The sequence below is a fragment of the Effusibacillus consociatus genome, from assembly GCF_042652925.1.
GTDB lineage: Bacteria > Bacillota > Bacilli > Tumebacillales > Effusibacillaceae > Effusibacillus > Effusibacillus consociatus.
Genome location: NZ_JBHSHC010000112.1, coordinates 53,753 through 71,771, shown reverse-complemented (window position 1 = coordinate 71,771; position 18,019 = coordinate 53,753). Strand labels below are relative to the sequence as shown.

The 18,019-nt window shown below is 44.6% G+C and carries 28 protein-coding genes; 9 read left to right on the top strand and 19 right to left on the bottom strand.

What is annotated here, in order from left to right; translation table 11 throughout:
- Positions 1 to 14 precede the first annotated feature (14 nt).
- The 17 genes from ACFO8Q_RS15200 to ACFO8Q_RS15120 all read right to left on the bottom strand — a co-directional run bounded on the left by ACFO8Q_RS15200 (position 15) and on the right by ACFO8Q_RS15120 (position 10,835).
- Positions 15 to 548, bottom strand: a complete 534-nt coding sequence (locus tag ACFO8Q_RS15200; protein ID WP_380026659.1) for an endonuclease domain-containing protein — start codon at positions 546 to 548, stop codon at positions 15 to 17.
- Positions 549 to 628: 80 nt separating this feature from the next.
- Entirely contained in the window at positions 629 to 1,336 is a 708-nt protein-coding gene (locus ACFO8Q_RS15195; protein WP_380026658.1) for a hypothetical protein, read from the bottom strand.
- Between the two features lie 27 nt (positions 1,337 to 1,363).
- On the bottom strand, positions 1,364 to 1,720 hold the full coding sequence (locus tag ACFO8Q_RS15190) for a replication terminator protein (protein WP_380026657.1): 357 nt from the start codon (positions 1,718 to 1,720) through the stop codon (positions 1,364 to 1,366).
- Positions 1,721 to 2,305: 585 nt separating this feature from the next.
- Positions 2,306 to 2,539 (bottom strand): hypothetical protein, encoded by a 234-nt coding sequence (locus tag ACFO8Q_RS15185; RefSeq protein ID WP_380026656.1) that lies wholly within the window; start codon positions 2,537 to 2,539, stop codon positions 2,306 to 2,308.
- Between the two features lie 675 nt (positions 2,540 to 3,214).
- Entirely contained in the window at positions 3,215 to 3,925 is a 711-nt protein-coding gene (locus ACFO8Q_RS15180; RefSeq protein WP_380027024.1) for an MBL fold metallo-hydrolase, read from the bottom strand.
- Between the two features lie 180 nt (positions 3,926 to 4,105).
- On the bottom strand, positions 4,106 to 4,534 hold the full coding sequence (locus ACFO8Q_RS15175) for a hypothetical protein (protein ID WP_380026655.1): 429 nt from the start codon (positions 4,532 to 4,534) through the stop codon (positions 4,106 to 4,108).
- Positions 4,535 to 4,583: 49 nt separating this feature from the next.
- Positions 4,584 to 5,468, bottom strand: coding sequence for a recombinase RecT (locus tag ACFO8Q_RS15170; RefSeq protein WP_380026654.1), 885 nt, complete (start codon positions 5,466 to 5,468; stop codon positions 4,584 to 4,586).
- Between the two features lie 12 nt (positions 5,469 to 5,480).
- A complete protein-coding gene (locus ACFO8Q_RS15165) occupies positions 5,481 to 6,023 on the bottom strand; it encodes a hypothetical protein (RefSeq protein WP_380026653.1) in 543 nt (180 codons plus the stop codon).
- Complete coding sequence (locus ACFO8Q_RS15160) at positions 6,023 to 8,005, bottom strand: AAA family ATPase (protein ID WP_380026652.1); 1,983 nt, start codon at positions 8,003 to 8,005, stop codon at positions 6,023 to 6,025. Before ACFO8Q_RS15160 ends, ACFO8Q_RS15165 begins: the two co-directional genes overlap by 1 nt.
- 87 nt (positions 8,006 to 8,092) lie before the next feature.
- Complete coding sequence (locus ACFO8Q_RS15155; RefSeq protein ID WP_380026651.1) at positions 8,093 to 8,242, bottom strand: hypothetical protein; 150 nt, start codon at positions 8,240 to 8,242, stop codon at positions 8,093 to 8,095.
- Between the two features lie 116 nt (positions 8,243 to 8,358).
- Positions 8,359 to 8,628, bottom strand: a complete 270-nt coding sequence (locus ACFO8Q_RS15150) for a helix-turn-helix domain-containing protein (protein WP_380026650.1) — start codon at positions 8,626 to 8,628, stop codon at positions 8,359 to 8,361.
- 164 nt (positions 8,629 to 8,792) lie between these two features.
- Positions 8,793 to 8,921, bottom strand: coding sequence for a hypothetical protein (locus tag ACFO8Q_RS15145; protein WP_380026649.1), 129 nt, complete (start codon positions 8,919 to 8,921; stop codon positions 8,793 to 8,795).
- Positions 8,921 to 9,118, bottom strand: coding sequence for a hypothetical protein (locus ACFO8Q_RS15140; RefSeq protein WP_380026648.1), 198 nt, complete (start codon positions 9,116 to 9,118; stop codon positions 8,921 to 8,923). Before ACFO8Q_RS15140 ends, ACFO8Q_RS15145 begins: the two co-directional genes overlap by 1 nt.
- 48 nt (positions 9,119 to 9,166) lie before the next feature.
- Positions 9,167 to 9,436, bottom strand: a complete 270-nt coding sequence (locus ACFO8Q_RS15135) for a hypothetical protein (protein WP_380026647.1) — start codon at positions 9,434 to 9,436, stop codon at positions 9,167 to 9,169.
- Between the two features lie 265 nt (positions 9,437 to 9,701).
- Positions 9,702 to 9,851 (bottom strand): hypothetical protein, encoded by a 150-nt coding sequence (locus ACFO8Q_RS15130; protein ID WP_380026646.1) that lies wholly within the window; start codon positions 9,849 to 9,851, stop codon positions 9,702 to 9,704.
- A gap of 10 nt (positions 9,852 to 9,861) precedes the next feature.
- A complete protein-coding gene (locus ACFO8Q_RS15125; protein ID WP_380026645.1) occupies positions 9,862 to 10,035 on the bottom strand; it encodes a hypothetical protein in 174 nt (57 codons plus the stop codon).
- A gap of 14 nt (positions 10,036 to 10,049) precedes the next feature.
- Positions 10,050 to 10,835 (bottom strand): antA/AntB antirepressor family protein, encoded by a 786-nt coding sequence (locus ACFO8Q_RS15120; RefSeq protein ID WP_380027022.1) that lies wholly within the window; start codon positions 10,833 to 10,835, stop codon positions 10,050 to 10,052.
- 69 nt (positions 10,836 to 10,904) lie between these two features.
- On the opposite strand from ACFO8Q_RS15120, the gene ACFO8Q_RS15115 reads away from it, so the two are divergent.
- Complete coding sequence (locus ACFO8Q_RS15115) at positions 10,905 to 11,363, top strand: hypothetical protein (protein ID WP_380026644.1); 459 nt, start codon at positions 10,905 to 10,907, stop codon at positions 11,361 to 11,363.
- Here ACFO8Q_RS15115 and ACFO8Q_RS15110 read toward each other — a convergent pair.
- Both ACFO8Q_RS15110 and ACFO8Q_RS15105 read right to left on the bottom strand, forming a co-directional pair.
- Positions 11,313 to 11,591 carry a hypothetical protein gene (locus ACFO8Q_RS15110; protein ID WP_380026643.1) on the bottom strand — a complete coding sequence of 93 codons (279 nt, stop codon included), beginning with the start codon at positions 11,589 to 11,591 and terminating at the stop codon, positions 11,313 to 11,315. The two genes, ACFO8Q_RS15115 and ACFO8Q_RS15110, sit on opposite strands and share 51 nt — an antisense overlap.
- Positions 11,592 to 11,603: 12 nt before the next feature.
- Entirely contained in the window at positions 11,604 to 11,858 is a 255-nt protein-coding gene (locus ACFO8Q_RS15105; protein ID WP_380026642.1) for a helix-turn-helix transcriptional regulator, read from the bottom strand.
- A gap of 163 nt (positions 11,859 to 12,021) precedes the next feature.
- Between ACFO8Q_RS15105 and ACFO8Q_RS15100 the strand changes: the two genes are divergently transcribed.
- The 8 genes from ACFO8Q_RS15100 to ACFO8Q_RS15065 all read left to right on the top strand — a co-directional run bounded on the left by ACFO8Q_RS15100 (position 12,022) and on the right by ACFO8Q_RS15065 (position 17,979).
- Positions 12,022 to 12,417 carry a helix-turn-helix domain-containing protein gene (locus ACFO8Q_RS15100; RefSeq protein ID WP_380026641.1) on the top strand — a complete coding sequence of 132 codons (396 nt, stop codon included), beginning with the start codon at positions 12,022 to 12,024 and terminating at the stop codon, positions 12,415 to 12,417.
- A gap of 237 nt (positions 12,418 to 12,654) precedes the next feature.
- Positions 12,655 to 13,461: a HipA family kinase gene (locus ACFO8Q_RS15095; RefSeq protein WP_380026640.1), complete on the top strand. Its 807-nt coding sequence runs from the start codon at positions 12,655 to 12,657 to the stop codon at positions 13,459 to 13,461.
- Position 13,462: 1 nt separating this feature from the next.
- The gene (locus ACFO8Q_RS15090) at positions 13,463 to 14,308 is read left to right on the top strand and encodes a DUF3037 domain-containing protein (RefSeq protein WP_380026639.1); all 846 of its coding nucleotides are present in this window, start codon (positions 13,463 to 13,465) and stop codon (positions 14,306 to 14,308) included.
- A 65-nt stretch (positions 14,309 to 14,373) separates the two neighbouring features.
- Entirely contained in the window at positions 14,374 to 14,985 is a 612-nt protein-coding gene (locus tag ACFO8Q_RS15085) for an ImmA/IrrE family metallo-endopeptidase (RefSeq protein WP_380026638.1), read from the top strand.
- Between the two features lie 10 nt (positions 14,986 to 14,995).
- Positions 14,996 to 15,421, top strand: a complete 426-nt coding sequence (locus tag ACFO8Q_RS15080; RefSeq protein WP_380026637.1) for a LexA family protein — start codon at positions 14,996 to 14,998, stop codon at positions 15,419 to 15,421.
- Positions 15,422 to 15,436: 15 nt separating this feature from the next.
- The gene (locus ACFO8Q_RS15075) at positions 15,437 to 17,038 is read left to right on the top strand and encodes a recombinase family protein (RefSeq protein WP_380026636.1); all 1,602 of its coding nucleotides are present in this window, start codon (positions 15,437 to 15,439) and stop codon (positions 17,036 to 17,038) included.
- Positions 17,039 to 17,206: 168 nt separating this feature from the next.
- Complete coding sequence (locus ACFO8Q_RS15070) at positions 17,207 to 17,542, top strand: magnesium chelatase subunit ChlI family protein (RefSeq protein WP_380027020.1); 336 nt, start codon at positions 17,207 to 17,209, stop codon at positions 17,540 to 17,542.
- Positions 17,543 to 17,664: 122 nt separating this feature from the next.
- Entirely contained in the window at positions 17,665 to 17,979 is a 315-nt protein-coding gene (locus tag ACFO8Q_RS15065) for a hypothetical protein (protein ID WP_380026635.1), read from the top strand.
- Positions 17,980 to 18,019 lie beyond the last annotated feature (40 nt).

Here is an 18,019-nt window from a genome sequence, read left to right as displayed (position 1 = left end):
ATTTGTTCGTTAATTTAATCTGGTTGTAAGTCGGATTTATGGTACCAATCATGCCCAAACACTTTTCGGCAAAGAATGTTGACTGCCTCACGAGCACATGTATAAGGGCTTTTCCAAATCTCGCTGCCAGCAAATCTTAGAACGGCAAAACCTTCAGATTGCAAAAAACGATCTCTTGGTTTGTCTCTCTTTGCTTGATCTTTCGTTTTCTCGTGAAAATCATGACCATCGCATTCTACGATTACGCTTGCTATCTTTTTGACCGGGTACTCACTGCGATCGACGATGTGCAACATAAAGTCCACACGATAGTCTCCAATTTGTACTTGTTTCTCAAACCAAAGCGGAAGATCCGGATTGCAACGAACCTCTTCCATCAAAGCTAAAACCATAAGCTGTTCAATTGGGGACTCGCATCCCTGCAACTGAGAGTACAGCGTCCACTTATAAAACATCACCAGATCATTTAACATATCGGATACTTTGGGATCTAGCTCTCCGATACGCTCCATTTCCTGTTGTAACAAACGGGAAAAATATGAACTCAAGGCAACTTCGACTCCTTCGCCGTTTCTTTATGAGAAGTAACCCGCCCGCCATATGTACGGGCGGATTATGTTTTGAGTGGTTAAGCAATAATCACAAGCTTTCTAGATTGAATTTCCGTTTCCAACTGACGTTCTAGATACGCCTTTATATTTTTCATTGCCTGGAGTTTCCACGCGCCGCCATCCGCTTCAAACAGTGCACATTTCGGGCCGGATTGCATACGGAAGATGAACTCGCTTTCCGGTTGATCCACTTCGACGAATGTTCGATAAGGCTTTAAAACGACGGGATTCGGAACTACTACGTTTGCTACAGTGGCCACTCCAGTTTTGGCAACCACTGATTGAGAAACGCCATTATCGCCAATCGTGCTGACAGCTTCCTCTTTGATGTTTCCGACAACCTTTAACATGATGTCGCGGTCTTCGTTTTTCACGAAGCAAGACTGAAGTTTGATGTTGAAGTCCTCTGTGTCATACCACCGATCAAACGAGAAAGAAGGAAGCATCGCACTCGCTTTAATAAACTCATCCCTATTGCTGTCACGATTGATTGAGGTGAAAGCAATAACTTCTGTCGGGCTTTTTATATGTACCATCAGCGGGTAGTCGCCATCAAACTTCGACTGAAGATAATCGAACAATCCAGAAAGACTATGGACTTGAATGGTTGCTGGAGTAGGTTCCTCAACTGCGTAAATCTTTTGAGTAGAGAAAATACGATTCCCCACATTTTCAATCCGCGTATTACCAAGGCCAATCAAATACTCAAGAGCTTCTCTAATCATCGAAAATCCCTCCTAGATTTGTAGTTATTATTTGAAGCGGACGACCTTGTTCCCCTTGTCATCAGCTACTTCACCATCAGCATCGATAAACATCTGCCCTTTGACTCCGGATTTCAATTCGGCCCCCACGACAGATCCAGTGTTGTCGTAGTCCATAACGATCTTTGTTTCGATTTCTCTGGCAGGTGCAACGACCGTTTTTGTTTGAATGCTTACATTGGCAATGTCGCGCTTTTCATCTGCTTTCACTGTTACCGTGAGTGTAATTTTTCTTGCCTTTTTGGGGTCTGTGTTCGGGTCTGCGATGTTTTCAAGAACCTTTTTCAGTTCAAGGTTGAATCTTTCAGCAACTGCACCATCCGCAAAATTGGTCAAATCGATCATCAGTACCATCCTCCTTGTATTTGATAGGTATACACTCGGACAAATTGACATAGCTTATAATGGGAAGTCCGTTTGTCGGATAAAAAAATTATTTCACCCCCTCCGGTTTCTCCCTTATAAATCTCCCTAATTTCAGGGTTGTTCTGAAATCCTGGTCACAGTTCCAACACTCCACCAATTGGGTCACTACGAACTCCTTCTCCCTCTGATCGGGAACCAATTGAGGAAACGAACAATGGGGGCAAAATAGGAGCAAGGTGCCTGTATTATTCATCCGGCTCCCCCTCATTCGCTTGACTTTCAATGAGCTTTTTACCGCAACCCCGACATTTCAGGTGTGATTAGGTATCCCGGCAGACCTGGTAGCTCTACAGCTTTTGCCAACCTTACTTTCATCGCTGTGATACGCGGATCGCTCATTCGGAATCACCTTCCACCGGCTCCATATCAACCGGATAGTCATAACAACTTTGGCAAACACCAGGTGTATCGCTTTCTCGCAATGGTTCGCTAAATGGATTCATAAATAGCTCCGATTTCTAGCCCACAGCAGATACATTCTTTCATCACTCATTCCCCTTCCCTTCACACTTTCAATCGTTCTCTAACCTCACGAAGGTATTTAGCAAGGTCTCTCAATTGATCCTCAACATCTCCGCAGTCTTCCGTATCCGCAATATGTTCCAATTCGCTTGCAGCCGACCAAATACACTCCTCAATCTGACTTACTTCTCTTTTGATTTCGCTGATTTGATTTATGAGATCTTGAAGTTCATCTTCCATTTCAAAAAGATCTTGGTATAAACTCGTTCTTGCCATCTATAACCCTCGCTTTCGTTATTGACGTTTCGCAACAAAAACCTGCTTCCCGGTCAGCCCTGACCGGAGTGTTAAACGCCTCCTCAACAGTCCATCCTCGTTTTAATCTGTGTTGCAGAGCGTAATAACTCATACCCAAATCTTCCGCCCAATGCTTTAGAATTTTCGTTTCGCCTTGATACGAAATGAACTTGCACTTTCTGGTGTTCTCAGACTGCTTACTTTTAGGTATCCATTTGCAATTGGATGGTTCATAGTTTCCGTCAACATCTATCCGTTCTAATGTAAGCCCTTCTTCATATCCGTTCTCGTAGGCCCATTTGTGAAACGCTTCGAATTTTAGCCAATCATCGCATACCGAAATTCCTCGACCGCCATAATTACAATAGGACGGATCGTCCTCCGAAAGGCACCTACGTTTCATGGAACTCCACACTTTATACAACTTTGTAAGATACTGACCGTGTGTCCTACGCCCTTTTCCGAGGTTACTTGAACAACCACAACTCGTTCTTTTACCAGATTTCAATTCATATCCGCTAACAGGTTTTTCTTTGATTTTTCCGCAGTCACATCTACATACCCAAAGATTCCCGTTATTAGATTTAACAACCGAAATCACCGTCAACTTACCGAACTTTTGACCAATAAGGTTGAGTGGAGCTGGCATATAAATCACCTCTCATGTGCAACGTAGACAACTTTGCCGGTCAACGCCTGGATTTCTCGCTTGAACATTTCTTCGTTGGAGTTGGTGCTAGATAAATGCAAAAGCCATATTTCCTGCACCTTTGACAGATCGTTCGCCAAGAGGAAGTCTTTCACATGCTCCAGACTGAAATGCGATTTCAGTAGCCGTGGTTTCAACGATGCAGGAACACGTCCTGCAGCTATGTTCTCGTTCAGGATCTGGATGCTGTAGTTGCACTCCACCATAATGTGAGTTAATCCCGGGAACCGATATCGAATGTAATAGGTGTCCGTTGCGAAGAGTAGTTTCTCCCCGGCCTGATTCAAAAGCAGAAACCCAAGCGGCTCCGCTGCATCGTGCTCAACGTCAAACGGCATGACCGTCCACGTTCCAAGTTTGAACTGCTTTTTGGCCTCTATCCGCTTTACACGGTGGCCGGAAAGTCCAATAGCAGTAAACGTTCCATGGGAAGCGTATACGTAGATTCCGGCCTTCATCACTTCCCCAGCGGCCTTGCTGTGGTCTAGATGTTCATGGGACAGCAATACGCCAGCTAGACCAGACACACGGAAACCCATCGCCTGTCGAATTTTTTTTAGTGGAAGTCCACACTCGATAGCCACTGTAGTTGTCCCATCGCTAATGGTGTAAAAGTTGCCGCTGCTCCCGCTTGCGTGACTCACAATCTCAATCACGTCTACAGACCTCCATCGGAGTGTTAAAAGCTCTTTCAACAGACCAACCAATCCGCAGTCGGCTTCGTAGCGTGTAATAATTAAGTCCAAGTTCTCTAGCCCATTCAGCAAGACTCTGCCTTTTACCACGATAAGTCGCCATTTTGGATCTACGCGTGTTGTTGGTTTGTTTGAGTTGAGTCACCCATCGGCAGTTATTCGGTTCGTAGTTTCCGTTATTGTCAATGCGATCGATGCTGTGACCCTCCTTATAACCATTGGCCAACGCCCATTTGTAAAAGCACTCGAAATCGGACCACTCATCGCAAACAGTGATTCCCCTACCGCCATAATGGTGATAATGCTCATGGTTTTGGTTTGTACAGCGCTGCCGCATCTCAATCCAGATGTAGTGGAGTTTAGTTCCAGATTGTCCGTGAGTGCTTTTGTTCCTGGCTGCCTGGTCTCGCTTGTAGCAGCCGCAACTCTTTGTATTTCCGCTTTCAAGATGCGAAAACCGGACCTCTTTCCTTTCCCCACAATCACACTCACAGAGTACGTAGCGCCCTGGCCTCGTCGTTTTGGCTTCACCAATAACGACATATCGCCCATACCGTTTTCCCGGTTCAATTGTGGTCAACTTACCCACAACTCCACCCCCATGGTATAATCTCGATCATCAGAATCCAGGGCCTCCGGCGGATGTTGAAACCGGTTCTTTGTCGAATATTGTCTGTTGCGATCCGGTTGTATCGTCATCAACGAATTCATAGTCCGCATCGATCAGTTCGCTGTTCGCATTTTCCGCGATTTCTGCTTCGACTTCCGCTTCAGCAATCACATCGTCTTGGCGGTTAAAGTGACGCATGATCAGGCTGCTGTCATCGCTTGAATTGAGATACCTTTTGCAGGCTCGGTTAATGACCGTTTTCTTTGCCATCTCTTGCCTGAACTCGTCGTGGGTACTTCCTTGTTTCTCTACTTCCTGATCTTTGCCCCACATCTGAGACTTTGACCAAGCCTTACGGATTTCATTCATTGTCATAAGTTCGTAGTAAACCTCTCCATCCGAAAGAACAATGGTTGCATAGGCCCCGATGATCTTATCTTTGTCGATATTCCCGAATTTTTGTTTGTGTCTAAGATTTGTGATACGGCCATTGAGAATCTCGTAATCTACTTCATCACCTTCGTAAATCACAGCAGCATCGATGCTCTTGGCTCCTGTCACCCGTTTCGTAACGGCCATCGTTCCAAAATAGCTACGTTGAAAGACAAGCTGCTTTCCATAAGCGATGAAGTATCCTTGCTTTTTCATTGGGTTAAGCCCTTGAACAACCATATCCAGCAACGCATTCGCAATACTATCCTTTGTGCAAGTCTGCAATACAGGTCTTTTGTCCCGGTCTAATGTACTTTGCAGAATCAACCAAGCGCTTTTCATCGCGTTATCCGGGCTGTAGTTGGCGGGGAAGTGGATTTCCCCTCGTTCCTGAAACTCCCGAACTTTTGCCGCCACGACATCGACGGTGTCCTTTTTTACCAAAGCAAGTTGATTGCTCATTTATAAAGCCTCCTATTCCGCCTTCTTTGTGCCAGAGATAATATTTTCAAGACCAATTTCCTTGACGAGCTTTTCACCGATGGATGCTTTGACTGAGTCGTTGATATATTTCTTGATCTCATCATTGACCTTTTTCACAATGTCGTCGGACATTCGCTTGGTTTCCTTATCAAGACGCTGATCAATAAACCAATCCAACCGAGTGTATCTTTCGCCCCAAGAGTTTCTATCTGTTGGTCTTCCTTCTTTGTCCACGACTTGAGTAAGCCACTTATCAGCTTTCTTCTTGATCAAATCAAGGATATTAATGTTTTCTATGACGGTATCGCCCCACTCATCGGTGATAGTCACTCCCTTTTCAAGGAAGTTTTCATAAGTCTCAGTTACCAGTGAATCTATCTTCTGTTCGATGATCTTTTCTGTTTTTTCCGCAATAGACTGCATTGTTTCTTCCGAAATTCTCTCGACAACCGCATCCACAATCCTTTCTTTGATCTCATCATCAATGGAGTTGTCATGCAGCCAATCTATATCGACTGAGATATTGAACTTCATTAAACTGCCTCCCTCATGGTTTGATTTGAAGTTTCCACCCGCAACTGCTTGTCCTTCTCACTGACAACCAGCGAGATTACCTGACAACTCATCTCCGGCAACCTCACCACGGATTCTCGGTTATCAATCCAGACCGGGGCAGACATTCCGTAAAACCCCTGTAAAGTCGAAATGACATCCATGCCAACTTGAATCTTCCCTGCTGAATTGAGGCTGCTATATGGGACTCCATTCACAAGAACCTCGCAGCAGTCCTCAATCCCTCCGTTTATGAGTTGATTGAACAATTTAAAGCGAGCGTAACGGAATTTGCTATTGATCTTCTCTTCAAGCAGGTTGACCTTCGTCCGGATGAATTCTTCCGTGAGATAAAGCTCCTGATCAAGACGCTCATATTCAGAAGCGAGTGCTTTCTCCTGTTTTTTGAGCTCATCAATCCGTTGCTCAATTGTTCGAACCTGGGCGAATTTCGCTTTTTCTTGCTCCATGGATTCGGCTTTTGCTCTCAGTTCGGCGATTTCTTCTTGGACTCTTGCGACCGCCTCCTGCACCGATGCGCGGAGTTGTCGGATTTCCTGCTCGATAGCCGCCGCTTCTTGCTTCATGGCGATGTAGGATGGATCAGCTTCGACATCCGATATGCCTGCTTGCAAATCGTTCAGTTCAGATTCGGCCGTGCGAAGTTCTGATTCTTTGGCTGCCTGTTGTTGCTTCAGCATGTCGATCTGTTTCGAAAGGTTTTCATTTTCCTCTTCCAGACGCTTCTTTTCTGTTGCGGCCGCCTTCCCTTTAGTTGTGATCTGCTCCAAACGTTCCGCTTTGCGACGATTAAAGTCGGCCAGTGCTTTATCATGAGCCACTCTGACCTGCTCTTCTGGCAGTGCTTGACCGCATGTTGGGCAGTTCGTGTCATGATGGTGTTCAAAGGTTTTACCATTTACTTCATGCCATTGCTGACGGAGACTGTCTGCTTCAAATCGATAGTCACCAATACGTTGACTGTTCCGGTCGATTGTCCAGAGTTTGTCGCTGATTTGCCGTTCCAGATCGCTGTATTGACCTTTGAGAGTGGATACTTCTTGCCGTTTGGCGGCAACCATCTCCAATGTATCCGCCTGCAGCCGGTTCTTGATCTCCAGCAGTTCCCCTTCAATCTCGCGCAGCCGCTTCTCCTTCACCGCGATCTGACCGCCGGAACGTACACGGAACGCTTCAGCTTCTTTGCTGGAGATTATGTCTCGCAGTTCACCAATGCTGGCTTCAAAAAACCGTTCCCCTTCATCCGGAAGTTCTGGCATCGACCGCTGGACCTCGTCGATCCGCACCGGAATTTTCTCCAGTTCTTTGTTGATCTCGGCACGTTTAGCCGCAATTATCTTCCGATGATCCTCGATGCTTCGGCCATTCAAGATGTCCGGCAACCTTGTTAGTTCGTTGTTACTGGAGATTACTTCATCATCGGAAATGTCGCCACAGACCTGGAGCAGAATCTTTCGGCGGTCCTGCCATTTCAAAACTTCGTTAAAATAGGTCGGGCTGGTCAGGAGCTTGAAAACATCCTCGCTGACGATCTCATCCACACGATCTTTATACTCTTTTTGCTTAACTGGCACCCCATCAACGAAGTAATCCGTGGTGTGCCCAGAGAATTCAGAGGTTGCGGATCCGCGTTTTTTGGTCCACTTCTCGCTAAACACTTTGCGTAATGTGACCTGCCGTCCGTCAACCGACAGAACGCCCTCGACCTCATGCTCCAGTCCATGCAAGACGTTCCCGTCTTTGTCCAGTGTCTTAATTTCGAAGTCCTTTCGATTGGAGCTGTCTTTGTCGAACAGGAGCCATGTAAAAGCATCAAAGAGTGTCGTTTTTCCAACCGCATTGTCACCGTAGATGGTGACATTGCCGCCGTTCGTTTCCAGTGTGAATTCGCGAATCCCTTTGAAGACTCGGAGAGAAAGGTCTAACAGACTAATTGATTTCACGGTTATACCCCCGTTTGAATTGAAATTCGATTTCGTGCTATACTTTCTTAAAGTGATTTTTTCACTGGGCCTTTTCAATTGTCGGGATCAAAAGGCCTTTTCCTTTTCCATCTGCTCCAGCACAAGCCGTTGCCGCCATGCTTCCATCGGACACAAAGTACAAATGGTTCTCTCTTCACTGGCGTAAATTCCGCATCGGCTGCATGCCAGGTTCAAAAGTTCGATCCGTTCGTCCACTCATTTCCCTCCTTGTCTTTGGATCTGATGCATTCGAAGTTCCGCTTGCAGTCGGACCCTACGTTCTTCTTTCGGCAGTGAACGCCACCACATTCTGAGATCGATACTCATTTTCCTCACGCTCCCACATGCATTTCTTCTAAGAATTGATCTAATTTCATTACCCGGTGCCATCCCTTACCTGCTACATACATGCCGATAAATTCTTTGGAATCGGTCAGCTCTGCAATCTTAAGTACTTCTAAAAAGCTTGGTTCTTCTTTCCCGGTCTCAATACGAGAAATCCGAGAGCGATCGACGATTAAATGATCAGCGACATCTTGTTGACTCAACCCCTTTGTCTCCCGGCACATCCGTAACAACGCGCCGATATTGCTTGCTTGCAACTTTTTCCACCCCCTATGTGTGTATTTCTCACAAGAACCCCACTTTTTTGTGGTTCATTTGCTTGCTATGATTCAGATGTACCCCGCAACACCACCCCTTCTGAAAGATCGATCTTACCTTAATGCCATCTGGCAAACCTCTCTTGTCAGGTGGCACATTCCTCTCACCAAACCTTTGGCCAGTCATTGATATACTCGATGCACTGTTCTTCCGTATCGCAAGAATGTACCACGACATCTCCGATCAATACGAGCCAGCCAAGTACGGGATCGTTTGTATACCGGATAGGCATTACACATATCTCCTTTCCGCACCAAGTTTTTTCATGGTGAAATCTTCCCAGCAGTCTTCGTGGATGCATTCCCCTTCTTTTGTACGGAAGTACATCTCCTCCACGTAAATCTCGTCTTTGCAGTGATCACATCCGCCTGTGATTTGCGATGGCCGTGGGTCATTTGGCAATAGCCACTTGTCATGTGCGCTAAGCATTTAAACATCACCCCCTTGTCAGGCTTGTCCCCTCCCGCCAACCGGCGGTTACTTACGATTGAAAAACTCTACTAGCATTTGAATCAGATCCGAACTGAGAAAGCATCTGTTGAAATGACGTCGGCTGCCAGTCTTGTAAATGAACTCCTCTACGACTTCTGCAGTGTATTTGTTCGCAAGGATGGCTTTTCGAACGAAAAAGCTGTCGAGTTCGTAAATTTGATCGTAGAGCACTTCATCAAGACGAGACTTGTTTTCGATTACCCATTGCACATCTTGGAACTCTTCCTGCTTCGGCAATGCGATTGTTTGGTTCATGCGCTTTTACCACCTTTCAAATGATTTCGATTACGAAGCCTGCTCTTTTTTCTGTAGCTCAGCATTCTGCTTCAGTTTGTTGGCAGCCGGAACGAAAACTGTCAGAAGCAGTTTTTTCACTTGTTCCACAGACTTTTGCATAGACTCTTACCTCCCCCTTTACCGTGATCCGGTTTACTGTATGGCAACGGAGAAGAAGTTTCTTGCACTCTACACAACGGATATCAACCATTTCACCCCCTCCTCTCATGCGTAGAGAAAAACTCTATGCGGAATCGTGTTCCACTGAAGCTTCGACTTCTTTTTCATTGGAGCCACTTGGCGATTCCAGAACAATCCGTAAAGCCTGAACCATCTTTTCCATATCCGGCTCGTAGATTTCTTGGAATTTGATTCCGGGCGGGTCTTTAGGCATTTAGATCACCTCACTTAACTCTGTAGAGTTTGGGCTGTTTCGGTTCTGGCGGTTCACCCTCGTTTTCGATAAACAAATCCACAATCAATCCCACGCAGGAGTCGCACAGAAAGATTTGTTTGCCGCATCCATTGTTTCGAAACGTCGTGTCCGCCGTATTCTCGCAAAGTAAGCATTCTTGCATTCTTTTCCCACCTTTTAAGAACTCTTTACTTTCAAAGAACCAATCGACAGTTCCTTAACGATGGTTGTGTAAATCTCTTTCAGGCGCGGATCGGATTCAATAACATCCATCCTTGTTGTGTTGTCGATCTTGGTTTTCGTCGCTCCGCTTTCTTCGAGCCTCACCTTCAGGTTGCGGAGACGAGTATTCAGATCGCAGCGCCCGCGTTCTTCAAGTAACCGGTAACTTTCATTTCGTAAATCTTGGTAGTTTCCACCTAACCGGAAAGCCGCACCATTAAGTAAAGAGTTAATTGATTTGCGCCAATCGTCGTCGCGTTGGAGGAATGTTTCTTGGATGGTTTCAACCGTCGTCTTCACCTCTGCCAGTTCCTCTTTGGTCTTAGCTGCTTCGATCTCCAAATTTGCAACAGCCTGCCCAATGTAGTGGAACATCTGCATTTGCGGACTGAGCCGGGAAACGTCGATCATTTGTGCCTTGTAATCTTTCTCAACCTTGATGAAATATTTCCGGGCCTTACGACCCTGTTCGTTGTTCTCGACCATGCAGAATTCTTTTGCGACATCCAATTTGATGATGTATTCAGTTGTCGGGCGGCCTCCGGTACTTTTTCCCGAAATTGTGAAAAAGTCTTCACCGTTAACAAAGCCATATTTTTCAATGCGTCTTTCTATCCATTGAGAGAATTTGTCGCCAACTTCCAAGAACTCATGAAGTTCTCGACCGTCTACAACTTTATTCCCCAAATCTGTTTCATAAACCGGAATCAGTTCGTTGGTGATCAGCTTCATCGAAATCATTCCCTTCAAGGAATTTCCACCTTCTGTATTGAATTGGTTATAAGTCCAACCATCAAAGGAGGTATTGAATTGTCAGAACAAAAAATCCCAAAAACACTTGAAGGTCGTAAAGATTTAAAAGCATTAACCATTAATTTGTTTGGAGGACTCATGAAGTCCATTCAAAACGGTACAGAATCATTGCCTGCACACCCAGACCATTCAGCGATAATCGTTACGAATTTCGGAATTATCACTGCTGATGTTGAGCACATCGACACCGAAGAACTCGGTACACCAGTCGGTGCAGATCAGATGAAGCTCAATACGATCAACATGCTAGTGAAATTCCGGGACGAAGCTCTTAAAGAATGGGAAAATGAGATCGGTCCCGAAAACGCAAGATTGACCAATGATACTTCGATTGTTTTGTTAAAGAACGCGACGCTTAGACCATTCGCAAACCCTGAAGCGCGGTTTGATTTTGATCAATTAGCTCTATTCGCAGACCAAATCGTTGGTTTTACCGGTGGCGAAAGTTCTGAGTGATCTTTGAATTGTTTCTAGACTTTCTTCATTTACATGTATTGGTGGTTGGACAAAAGTGATTTCCTTAGCCGTCGTTGCAGCGGCGGCTTCCTTTCCAAAAACCTTCATTACCCTCTCCGCTTTCTCCAAAATCCGATCCAGCTGCGCTTCGATTTCATTCAGTTGCGATTTGAACTGGTCCGCGTCCAAATGTAAAGTCACTTTCAGTTCGCCCGCTTTGTTTTCCATCCAATTCACCCCCTAGGCCGATGTGGCGGATTGTTCGTCGTATTTTGCTAAATCAGCAAAATTTTTTTCAAAAAAAAGGTCATCGATACTGCAATTGATTTCTCTTGCTAAGATTGGCAGATGATCTGCTTTGAATGCATAGTCGCCTTTCTCGTATTTCATATACGTAGATGCGTTTTTAAACCCTAGCGCATCCGCCAGATCCTGCAACGTCTTGTTCAATTCATTTCTTCGGTTGGCAATATAAGACAGGTTTATCTTTCTCACTAGATGCCCTCCTTTCTTTGCTGATTCAGCAAACCTTCTGTCTAAAATATACTTTGCTGTTTCAGAAAAGTCAATACGTTTTTTGTTGTTTTAGCAAAAATATTTTTTCTGTTGCAGAAAAGTGGTATGATTTTGCTAATATGGAAAGTTGGTGAACTGGCCTGTGTTAATCGGTGAGAAAATAAAAAACTTAAGAGAAGCACGTGGTTGGACGCAGATATATTTGGCAGAAAAAATCGGGATGAATAACAGCGTTCTTTCCCGGATTGAAGCAGGCAAACGACCTGTTGAAGATCACGAGATTAAACAGTTTGCCGATGTCTTTGAAGTATCTACCGACTATCTGCTTGGCCGCACTACCGAAATAGCTCGTGAGGATCGAACGAATTACACCCTTGGACAACCTTCCGACCTCTCTCCTGAAGACCTCGAGATACTCGAAATGATTAAAAATGACCCGGAAATCGATTTGTTCTTTAAGGATTTCAAAGACGCTCCAGACGAGCACAAGCGGGACCTCATCAAGATATGGAAAGCACTCCACGGAGAGAAAAAGTAACCGACTTTGTACGCCTTCCATGATTTGACCCGAACTAAGGGGACTGAAAAGAGGAACATCAACGGGATCTGATTAAGATTTGGAAGGCTTTGCATGGGAAGGAACAAAAGTAAAATATAACAAAAACCGTATTAAGTAGGTTTTTATAATATTTTGTATTTGTTCAGTAATTTTTGAGAAGAGTCGAAAACCAAGGCAGTAATAGGGGAGAATTTTTTTAGGAGGACAAGCTGTCGCATGCAAATTGTTACGGCGAACAGAGCCATAGGCGAAATTAGAAACGGTTGTACTAAACCATACAATGTTTTATGCGGCGGAGAAACTTTCGTGGTTAAGTTCATGCAGAACCCGGAAGGGGTTCGTGTACTTGCTAATGAATTTATTTGCTCAAAGCTTGCAGAAATGCTTCAACTCCCGATCCCTACCCCTGCCATAATTGAAGTAAGACAAACCTTTATTGAAGATCATGGAAACGAAGTCGCAAATCATGTGGGCGAGTCGATAACCGCGGGTAATCACTTTGGAACCAAAAGACTGAAAAAAGCATATCAAGTAACCAGCGCTGAAATGTTACACATGGCAAAAAATATACATGTAGTACCTGAAATTTTATTGTTTGATCACTGGATTCATAATTCCGATCGAGATCGAAACGGTGGCAACCTACTGTTTGACGCAGTCCGAATGGAGGTTGTCATTATTGATCATACTCACGCGTTTGATTTGGGTCCTCTTTGGAATGCGACTCAACTAAAACAAAGATTGAATGATCAATTCTCAATATTTGATACTTCTGGATACGTATATAAAAAGTTGGTCCCTTATATTCGTGGTAATCGACCATTTCATTCCATTCTCGACAAAATGTCACGACTGACAAGAGACGATTTGTGGAATATTATAAAGAGTGTACCCGAAGAATGGAATGTCTCCGAAGAAGACAAAATTGCTCTTCATTCATATCTTTGGAACCGCTTAAATAGAATCGAACAGGTATTGCCACTGTTAAAACCGGTACTACCTTACTGGAAAGGAGGGACATGAAGTGGAACGCCTATGTAAGTTCGCTGTTCTCCGGTATATTCCTGATGAGATCCGTGAAGAGTTTATAAATATTGGTTTAGTGTATCATTCGCCCGAAGACGGTTTTATGGAGCTCGCTTTAACATCAAACTTCTCTAGACTTACTAACTTTGATGACGAAGTCGATCTTAAGTTCTTAAAGTTAGTTTTAGAAGGTGTAAAGAGTGAATTCTCGCAAACGACCGTTGACGGACCGTCCCTTCGTGAAGTAAACGATTGGAATTACCTTGAAAAAGCAACTTCAATATATGTTAACCAACTTCAGTTCTCGCCGATCCAGGTAATTAGAAGTAATGATATACAAAAGGATTTCCGTGATCTCTTTAGGACATACGTGTATTTTGATGTTCATAAAAAGAAGAGAATAACAGAAGATGAAGTTAAGAGTATAATGAACCGTGTTTTAAGGGAAAAAGATGTATTTTCAAAGCTTCAAAGATCGGTAAAAGTTGAAATTGGATCAGAGGAAGTCGAACTTGATTACACCTACCAAGCACACAATAGAACAAAATTAATTAAAGCATTCTCCTTTGACTATACTCCTAAAGGCAGCTCAAATGCTCCACTTACAGCAAAAGAATGGGTTTACAACTTTAATAGGTTGAAAAAACTTCGAACTATTGGTGAAACCGTATTAAACCCCTCTCAACTTGAGATTGTTACTTTGGTTTACACTGGCGAAATTAGAAACAAAAACGTGTTGACTGCTTTAAATATTCTTAGGGAAGAATCATCTGAAATAATTGAAGCACGCAACGAAAAATCAATCATTGAATTTGCAGATAAGATCACTTCCGAGGTAGTGTAAAAGCCCGCCAAGGGCTTTTATTTTCCACACAAAAGCGAACATACATTCCCATCAGGAGGCCCTTTATGTTCACAGACATCAATTCGTACAAACCTTCTTTCCTTGAACAAATTGTCATCGACACTTATCAACAGCTTGGAATCTCACATCCATCGGAGATCGATATGTACACGATTGCCGATCACTTTGGTCTTTCGATTATGGAGTTAGATGTCCGGAGCAAAGTCATGGGATCCACTATTGTCATCGACTCTAGACTATATCCCGAGGAGCAGCGCGAGGATTTCTTTCACGAGTTGACCCACGCAATAAGACACGCAGGGAATCAATTGGGTATGACAGATCTCTTCCGGGAAGCTCAGGAGACCGAAGCCAACCGGATGCCCTATTATTGGCTCGTTCCTAGTTTTATGTTAATCGAACAGATTGATCTTTCCCTTCCTTTACCTTGGCTCATCAAGCAGTTGGCCGAAATCTTCAATGTCACAGAAAAGTTTATGGAGAAACGTTTGCAACTGTTGAAGGCACGGATTGAAATAAATGCAGCGAAACACCAACTGTGCGCTGCCATGGAAAAGGTTCCGAAATACGCACTGATCCGCACCATCGGACTTACAGAATACTACTGTGATGCCCTCGGCAATGTCCTGTTTACTCGCCGCCGAGCTGAACTGTAGGAGGTGCCACATGAATTTGAAATATTATGTTCCTATCGCAGGAGAGTATTACACCAAAAAAGCGATTCCCTTCTATCCGGAGGAAAACTATCCGCTCTTAAAACTTTCTACTATGGACCTACAGGACCGTTTTGCCGTGATTATTGGTGATGACGGTCTTCAGAACTGGGGAGTCCGTCCTGGCGACTATCTCCTCTTCCGACGTCAAGGATGGCCCACAGAACACGGCCAGTTATGCTTTATCCATTTCGGCGAAGAAGTCATTCTGCGAATCATTCCGGATCTGTGGAATCCCGAAGTGGATTTAGTGGCTGCCAATGACGACTATCCACCAATTTCCACCCATCGAAATCAGTTTATTGTTTCCGGTGTATGTTATGGTATTAAGCGACAGGACGATGATTTAGAGATTCTACATACTAGCGATATTTTTTAAGAAGGATGAGGACGCATGGAACTTATCAATAATCAAAGAGTTGTCGCGTATCTCAGGGTCAGCTCGGAGGATCAGCAAGAAAGAGAAACTATCGAAAATCAGGTGGAGTTTGCAACCAAGTACGCAGACCTTCACAAGTTGGAAATCGTGGACTGGTATAAAGATGATGGGGTCACAGGAACAATTCCACTTGATGCAAGGCCTGACGGAAATCGTCTAATCGAAGATGCCAAAGCCGGTAAAATTGATCTCGTACTCATTTTCAACATGAAGCGCCTTGGACGAAAGGCGCGTGTAACGTTGGACGCGGTGTACCAATTAGAGAAATACGGTGTAAAGATTAAAAGCATGACCGAACCTTTCGATACAGGAGATCCTGTGGGCCGCTTTATAATTACAGTTCTCGCCGGCCAAGCCGAATTGGATCGTGATACTACCCTTGAAGTTCTTTGGCATGGGGCAAATCGTGCGGCCAGAAAAGGAAAATGGCTCGGCGGAATCGTGCCTTATGGATATCGGGTAAATGACGAAGGTTATCTCGAAATCAACGAGGATCCGCTCCCCGGTAAAGAAGATATGAGCGAAGCTGGCGTGATCCGGTTAATATATGATTTGATCGCCAACCAGAAGTGGACAACCCCCAAAGTGGCCGACTATCTAAATGCCCTTCATATCCCTACCTCATATTCGAAGGACGACCGGAAGGTTAAAAAGGGAAAACGCAAGGAAAGTACAGCAGGTATATGGAGACCCGGAAGAATCCGAAACATGGTTATTAATGAAACGTACAAGGGTATCCATTACTATGGAAAACGAACAAATAAACAAAGGGAATTAATACCTCGTATCGTCCCTGCCATCGTCACCGTAGACGTTTGGGATAAGGCCCAACAGGTATTGAAGGAAAATCAAATAGAGGCGTTCCGCAACGCAAAAAGACAATATTTATTACGAAGTTTAATCCGGTGCGGTACATGCGGTCTAACGTATCACGGAACCGCATATCCTGACAGGAAAACAAAAGTAAAGGCGTACTATATCTGTGGGGGTAAAACATCATATCGCGGCCCGTACCAAGGTAAATGTACGTCGAAGAACTTGCCGGCTGAATGGTTAGAAGAACGCATCTGGGAATCGTGTGTATCTTTTATTGAAAATCCTGGTGAAGCAATGCAAGAATTGGCTGCTACGATGCAAGTTCAGATTTCGAAAAAAGAAGACTTCGAAACAGAAAAAAGTCTCATTATGAAGGCCATCCAGGACAAGGATAACGAAAAGCAAAATATACTTGATCTCTTTAGAAGGAAGGTCATCGGTAGTTCAGACGTAGAGCTGCAGTTTCAGAAAATAGAACAAGAAAAGCTCGCGTTGCAACAACGTGCGAGAGAAATTTCTGAGAAGATTGATGAGGAAACGGATCTGGCCGACAAGTTCAACAGCCTCCAACAGTTATTAACCGGTCTTCGTGACAAATTACATGGGGATATGAGTTTTGAAGTACGGAGAGAGATCGTGAAAACCCTGGTAAAAGAAATCGAAGTTCATACCGAATTTTCTTCAGGCGAACGGAAAAAGCCAACGGCCTCCATTACCACCCATTATAATTTTCAAGGTTGATCTCCACACGGTTGTCCGTGTGGGTACTACGGGCAAGACGATCTCACAGGCGAGGTCCCATGCTCCTGCAGCCCCTTACTCGTGCAGCGCTATCGGAACCGCATATCCGGCCCCTTGCTCGACCGGATAGATCTGCATGTAGAGGTCCCCCGGATTCAATTTGATGAAATGCAGCAAACGAAAGCTCCGGAAAGTTCGAATGAAGTATTGATGCGGGTAACTCGTGCTCGCACCATTCAGCAAGGCCGTTTTTCGAACCGGAATATGCCCACCAACTCGAATATGACAGCCTCCCAAGTTCGCAAATACTGCTCATTAACCAAAGAAGCCGCGCAGCTGATGCGGCAAGCATTTGAAAAATTGGGACTGTCGGCACGCGCCCACGACCGAATCTTAAAGGTTGCCCGAACCATCGCAGATCTCGCGGGAGAAGAAACAATTCAAAGCCACCATATCGCAGAAGCAGTCCAATATCGAAGCCTTGACCGAAAATATTGGAAATAAGCCGTGCTATTCCTGCTTTTCCAGCATATTCTACTAACAAAACTACTTTCACAAATAAGGGCAGCAGGACAATCCCCCCTTCTGGCGAATAGTAGGTTAAGCATGGGAAGGAGGCGTTCTTATTGGCGAAGCAACAACCAGGGATCAACCTTTCTGAAGTACTTAAAGCGTTTGCTTGGCTGGACGTGTATCTGGATACCATTCAGGTTGAAGTAGGAGTGCCCGATCTATACCATGCGGTATACGGTCAAGAGTTGCCTTCCATTCAAATCGATATTTCCGACAGCGAACCAATGCTTTTGTTTGACCTCTGTGAATTGTTGGAAAAGAGCGGTTATCAAGACCTGGTTCACGAATTCTTCTCTGTATTGGTCGAAAATCAAATCGATGTAACCTCTTGGACCATGAATGAAATTCCGAATCGGAAGTCGAAATAAGAATCACTAAGCCCTCGACAAGCGTCGAGGGCTTTCTCTG

Bases quoted from the DNA above. Each gene is read 5' to 3' on its own strand.
- ACFO8Q_RS15120 (WP_380027022.1), bottom strand. From the start codon at position 10,835: ATGATTTCGATGAAGCTGATCACCAACGAACTGATTCCGGTTTATGAA.
- ACFO8Q_RS15135 (WP_380026647.1), bottom strand. From the start codon at position 9,436: ATGAACCAAACAATCGCATTGCCGAAGCAGGAAGAGTTCCAAGATGTG.
- ACFO8Q_RS15130 (WP_380026646.1), bottom strand. From the start codon at position 9,851: ATGCCTAAAGACCCGCCCGGAATCAAATTCCAAGAAATCTACGAGCCG.
- ACFO8Q_RS15195 (WP_380026658.1), bottom strand. From the start codon at position 1,336: ATGATTAGAGAAGCTCTTGAGTATTTGATTGGCCTTGGTAATACGCGG.
- ACFO8Q_RS15140 (WP_380026648.1), bottom strand. From the start codon at position 9,118: ATGCTTAGCGCACATGACAAGTGGCTATTGCCAAATGACCCACGGCCA.
- ACFO8Q_RS15165 (WP_380026653.1), bottom strand. From the start codon at position 6,023: ATGAAGTTCAATATCTCAGTCGATATAGATTGGCTGCATGACAACTCC.
- ACFO8Q_RS15145 (WP_380026649.1), bottom strand. From the start codon at position 8,921: ATGCCTATCCGGTATACAAACGATCCCGTACTTGGCTGGCTCGTATTG.
- ACFO8Q_RS15075 (WP_380026636.1), top strand. From the start codon at position 15,437: ATGGAACTTATCAATAATCAAAGAGTTGTCGCGTATCTCAGGGTCAGC.
- ACFO8Q_RS15080 (WP_380026637.1), top strand. From the start codon at position 14,996: ATGAATTTGAAATATTATGTTCCTATCGCAGGAGAGTATTACACCAAA.
- ACFO8Q_RS15170 (WP_380026654.1), bottom strand. From the start codon at position 5,468: ATGAGCAATCAACTTGCTTTGGTAAAAAAGGACACCGTCGATGTCGTG.
- ACFO8Q_RS15095 (WP_380026640.1), top strand. From the start codon at position 12,655: ATGCAAATTGTTACGGCGAACAGAGCCATAGGCGAAATTAGAAACGGT.
- ACFO8Q_RS15085 (WP_380026638.1), top strand. From the start codon at position 14,374: ATGTTCACAGACATCAATTCGTACAAACCTTCTTTCCTTGAACAAATT.
- ACFO8Q_RS15070 (WP_380027020.1), top strand. From the start codon at position 17,207: ATGCAGCAAACGAAAGCTCCGGAAAGTTCGAATGAAGTATTGATGCGG.
- ACFO8Q_RS15125 (WP_380026645.1), bottom strand. From the start codon at position 10,035: ATGCAAGAATGCTTACTTTGCGAGAATACGGCGGACACGACGTTTCGA.
- ACFO8Q_RS15185 (WP_380026656.1), bottom strand. From the start codon at position 2,539: ATGGCAAGAACGAGTTTATACCAAGATCTTTTTGAAATGGAAGATGAA.
- ACFO8Q_RS15110 (WP_380026643.1), bottom strand. From the start codon at position 11,591: ATGGAAAACAAAGCGGGCGAACTGAAAGTGACTTTACATTTGGACGCG.
- ACFO8Q_RS15190 (WP_380026657.1), bottom strand. From the start codon at position 1,720: ATGATCGATTTGACCAATTTTGCGGATGGTGCAGTTGCTGAAAGATTC.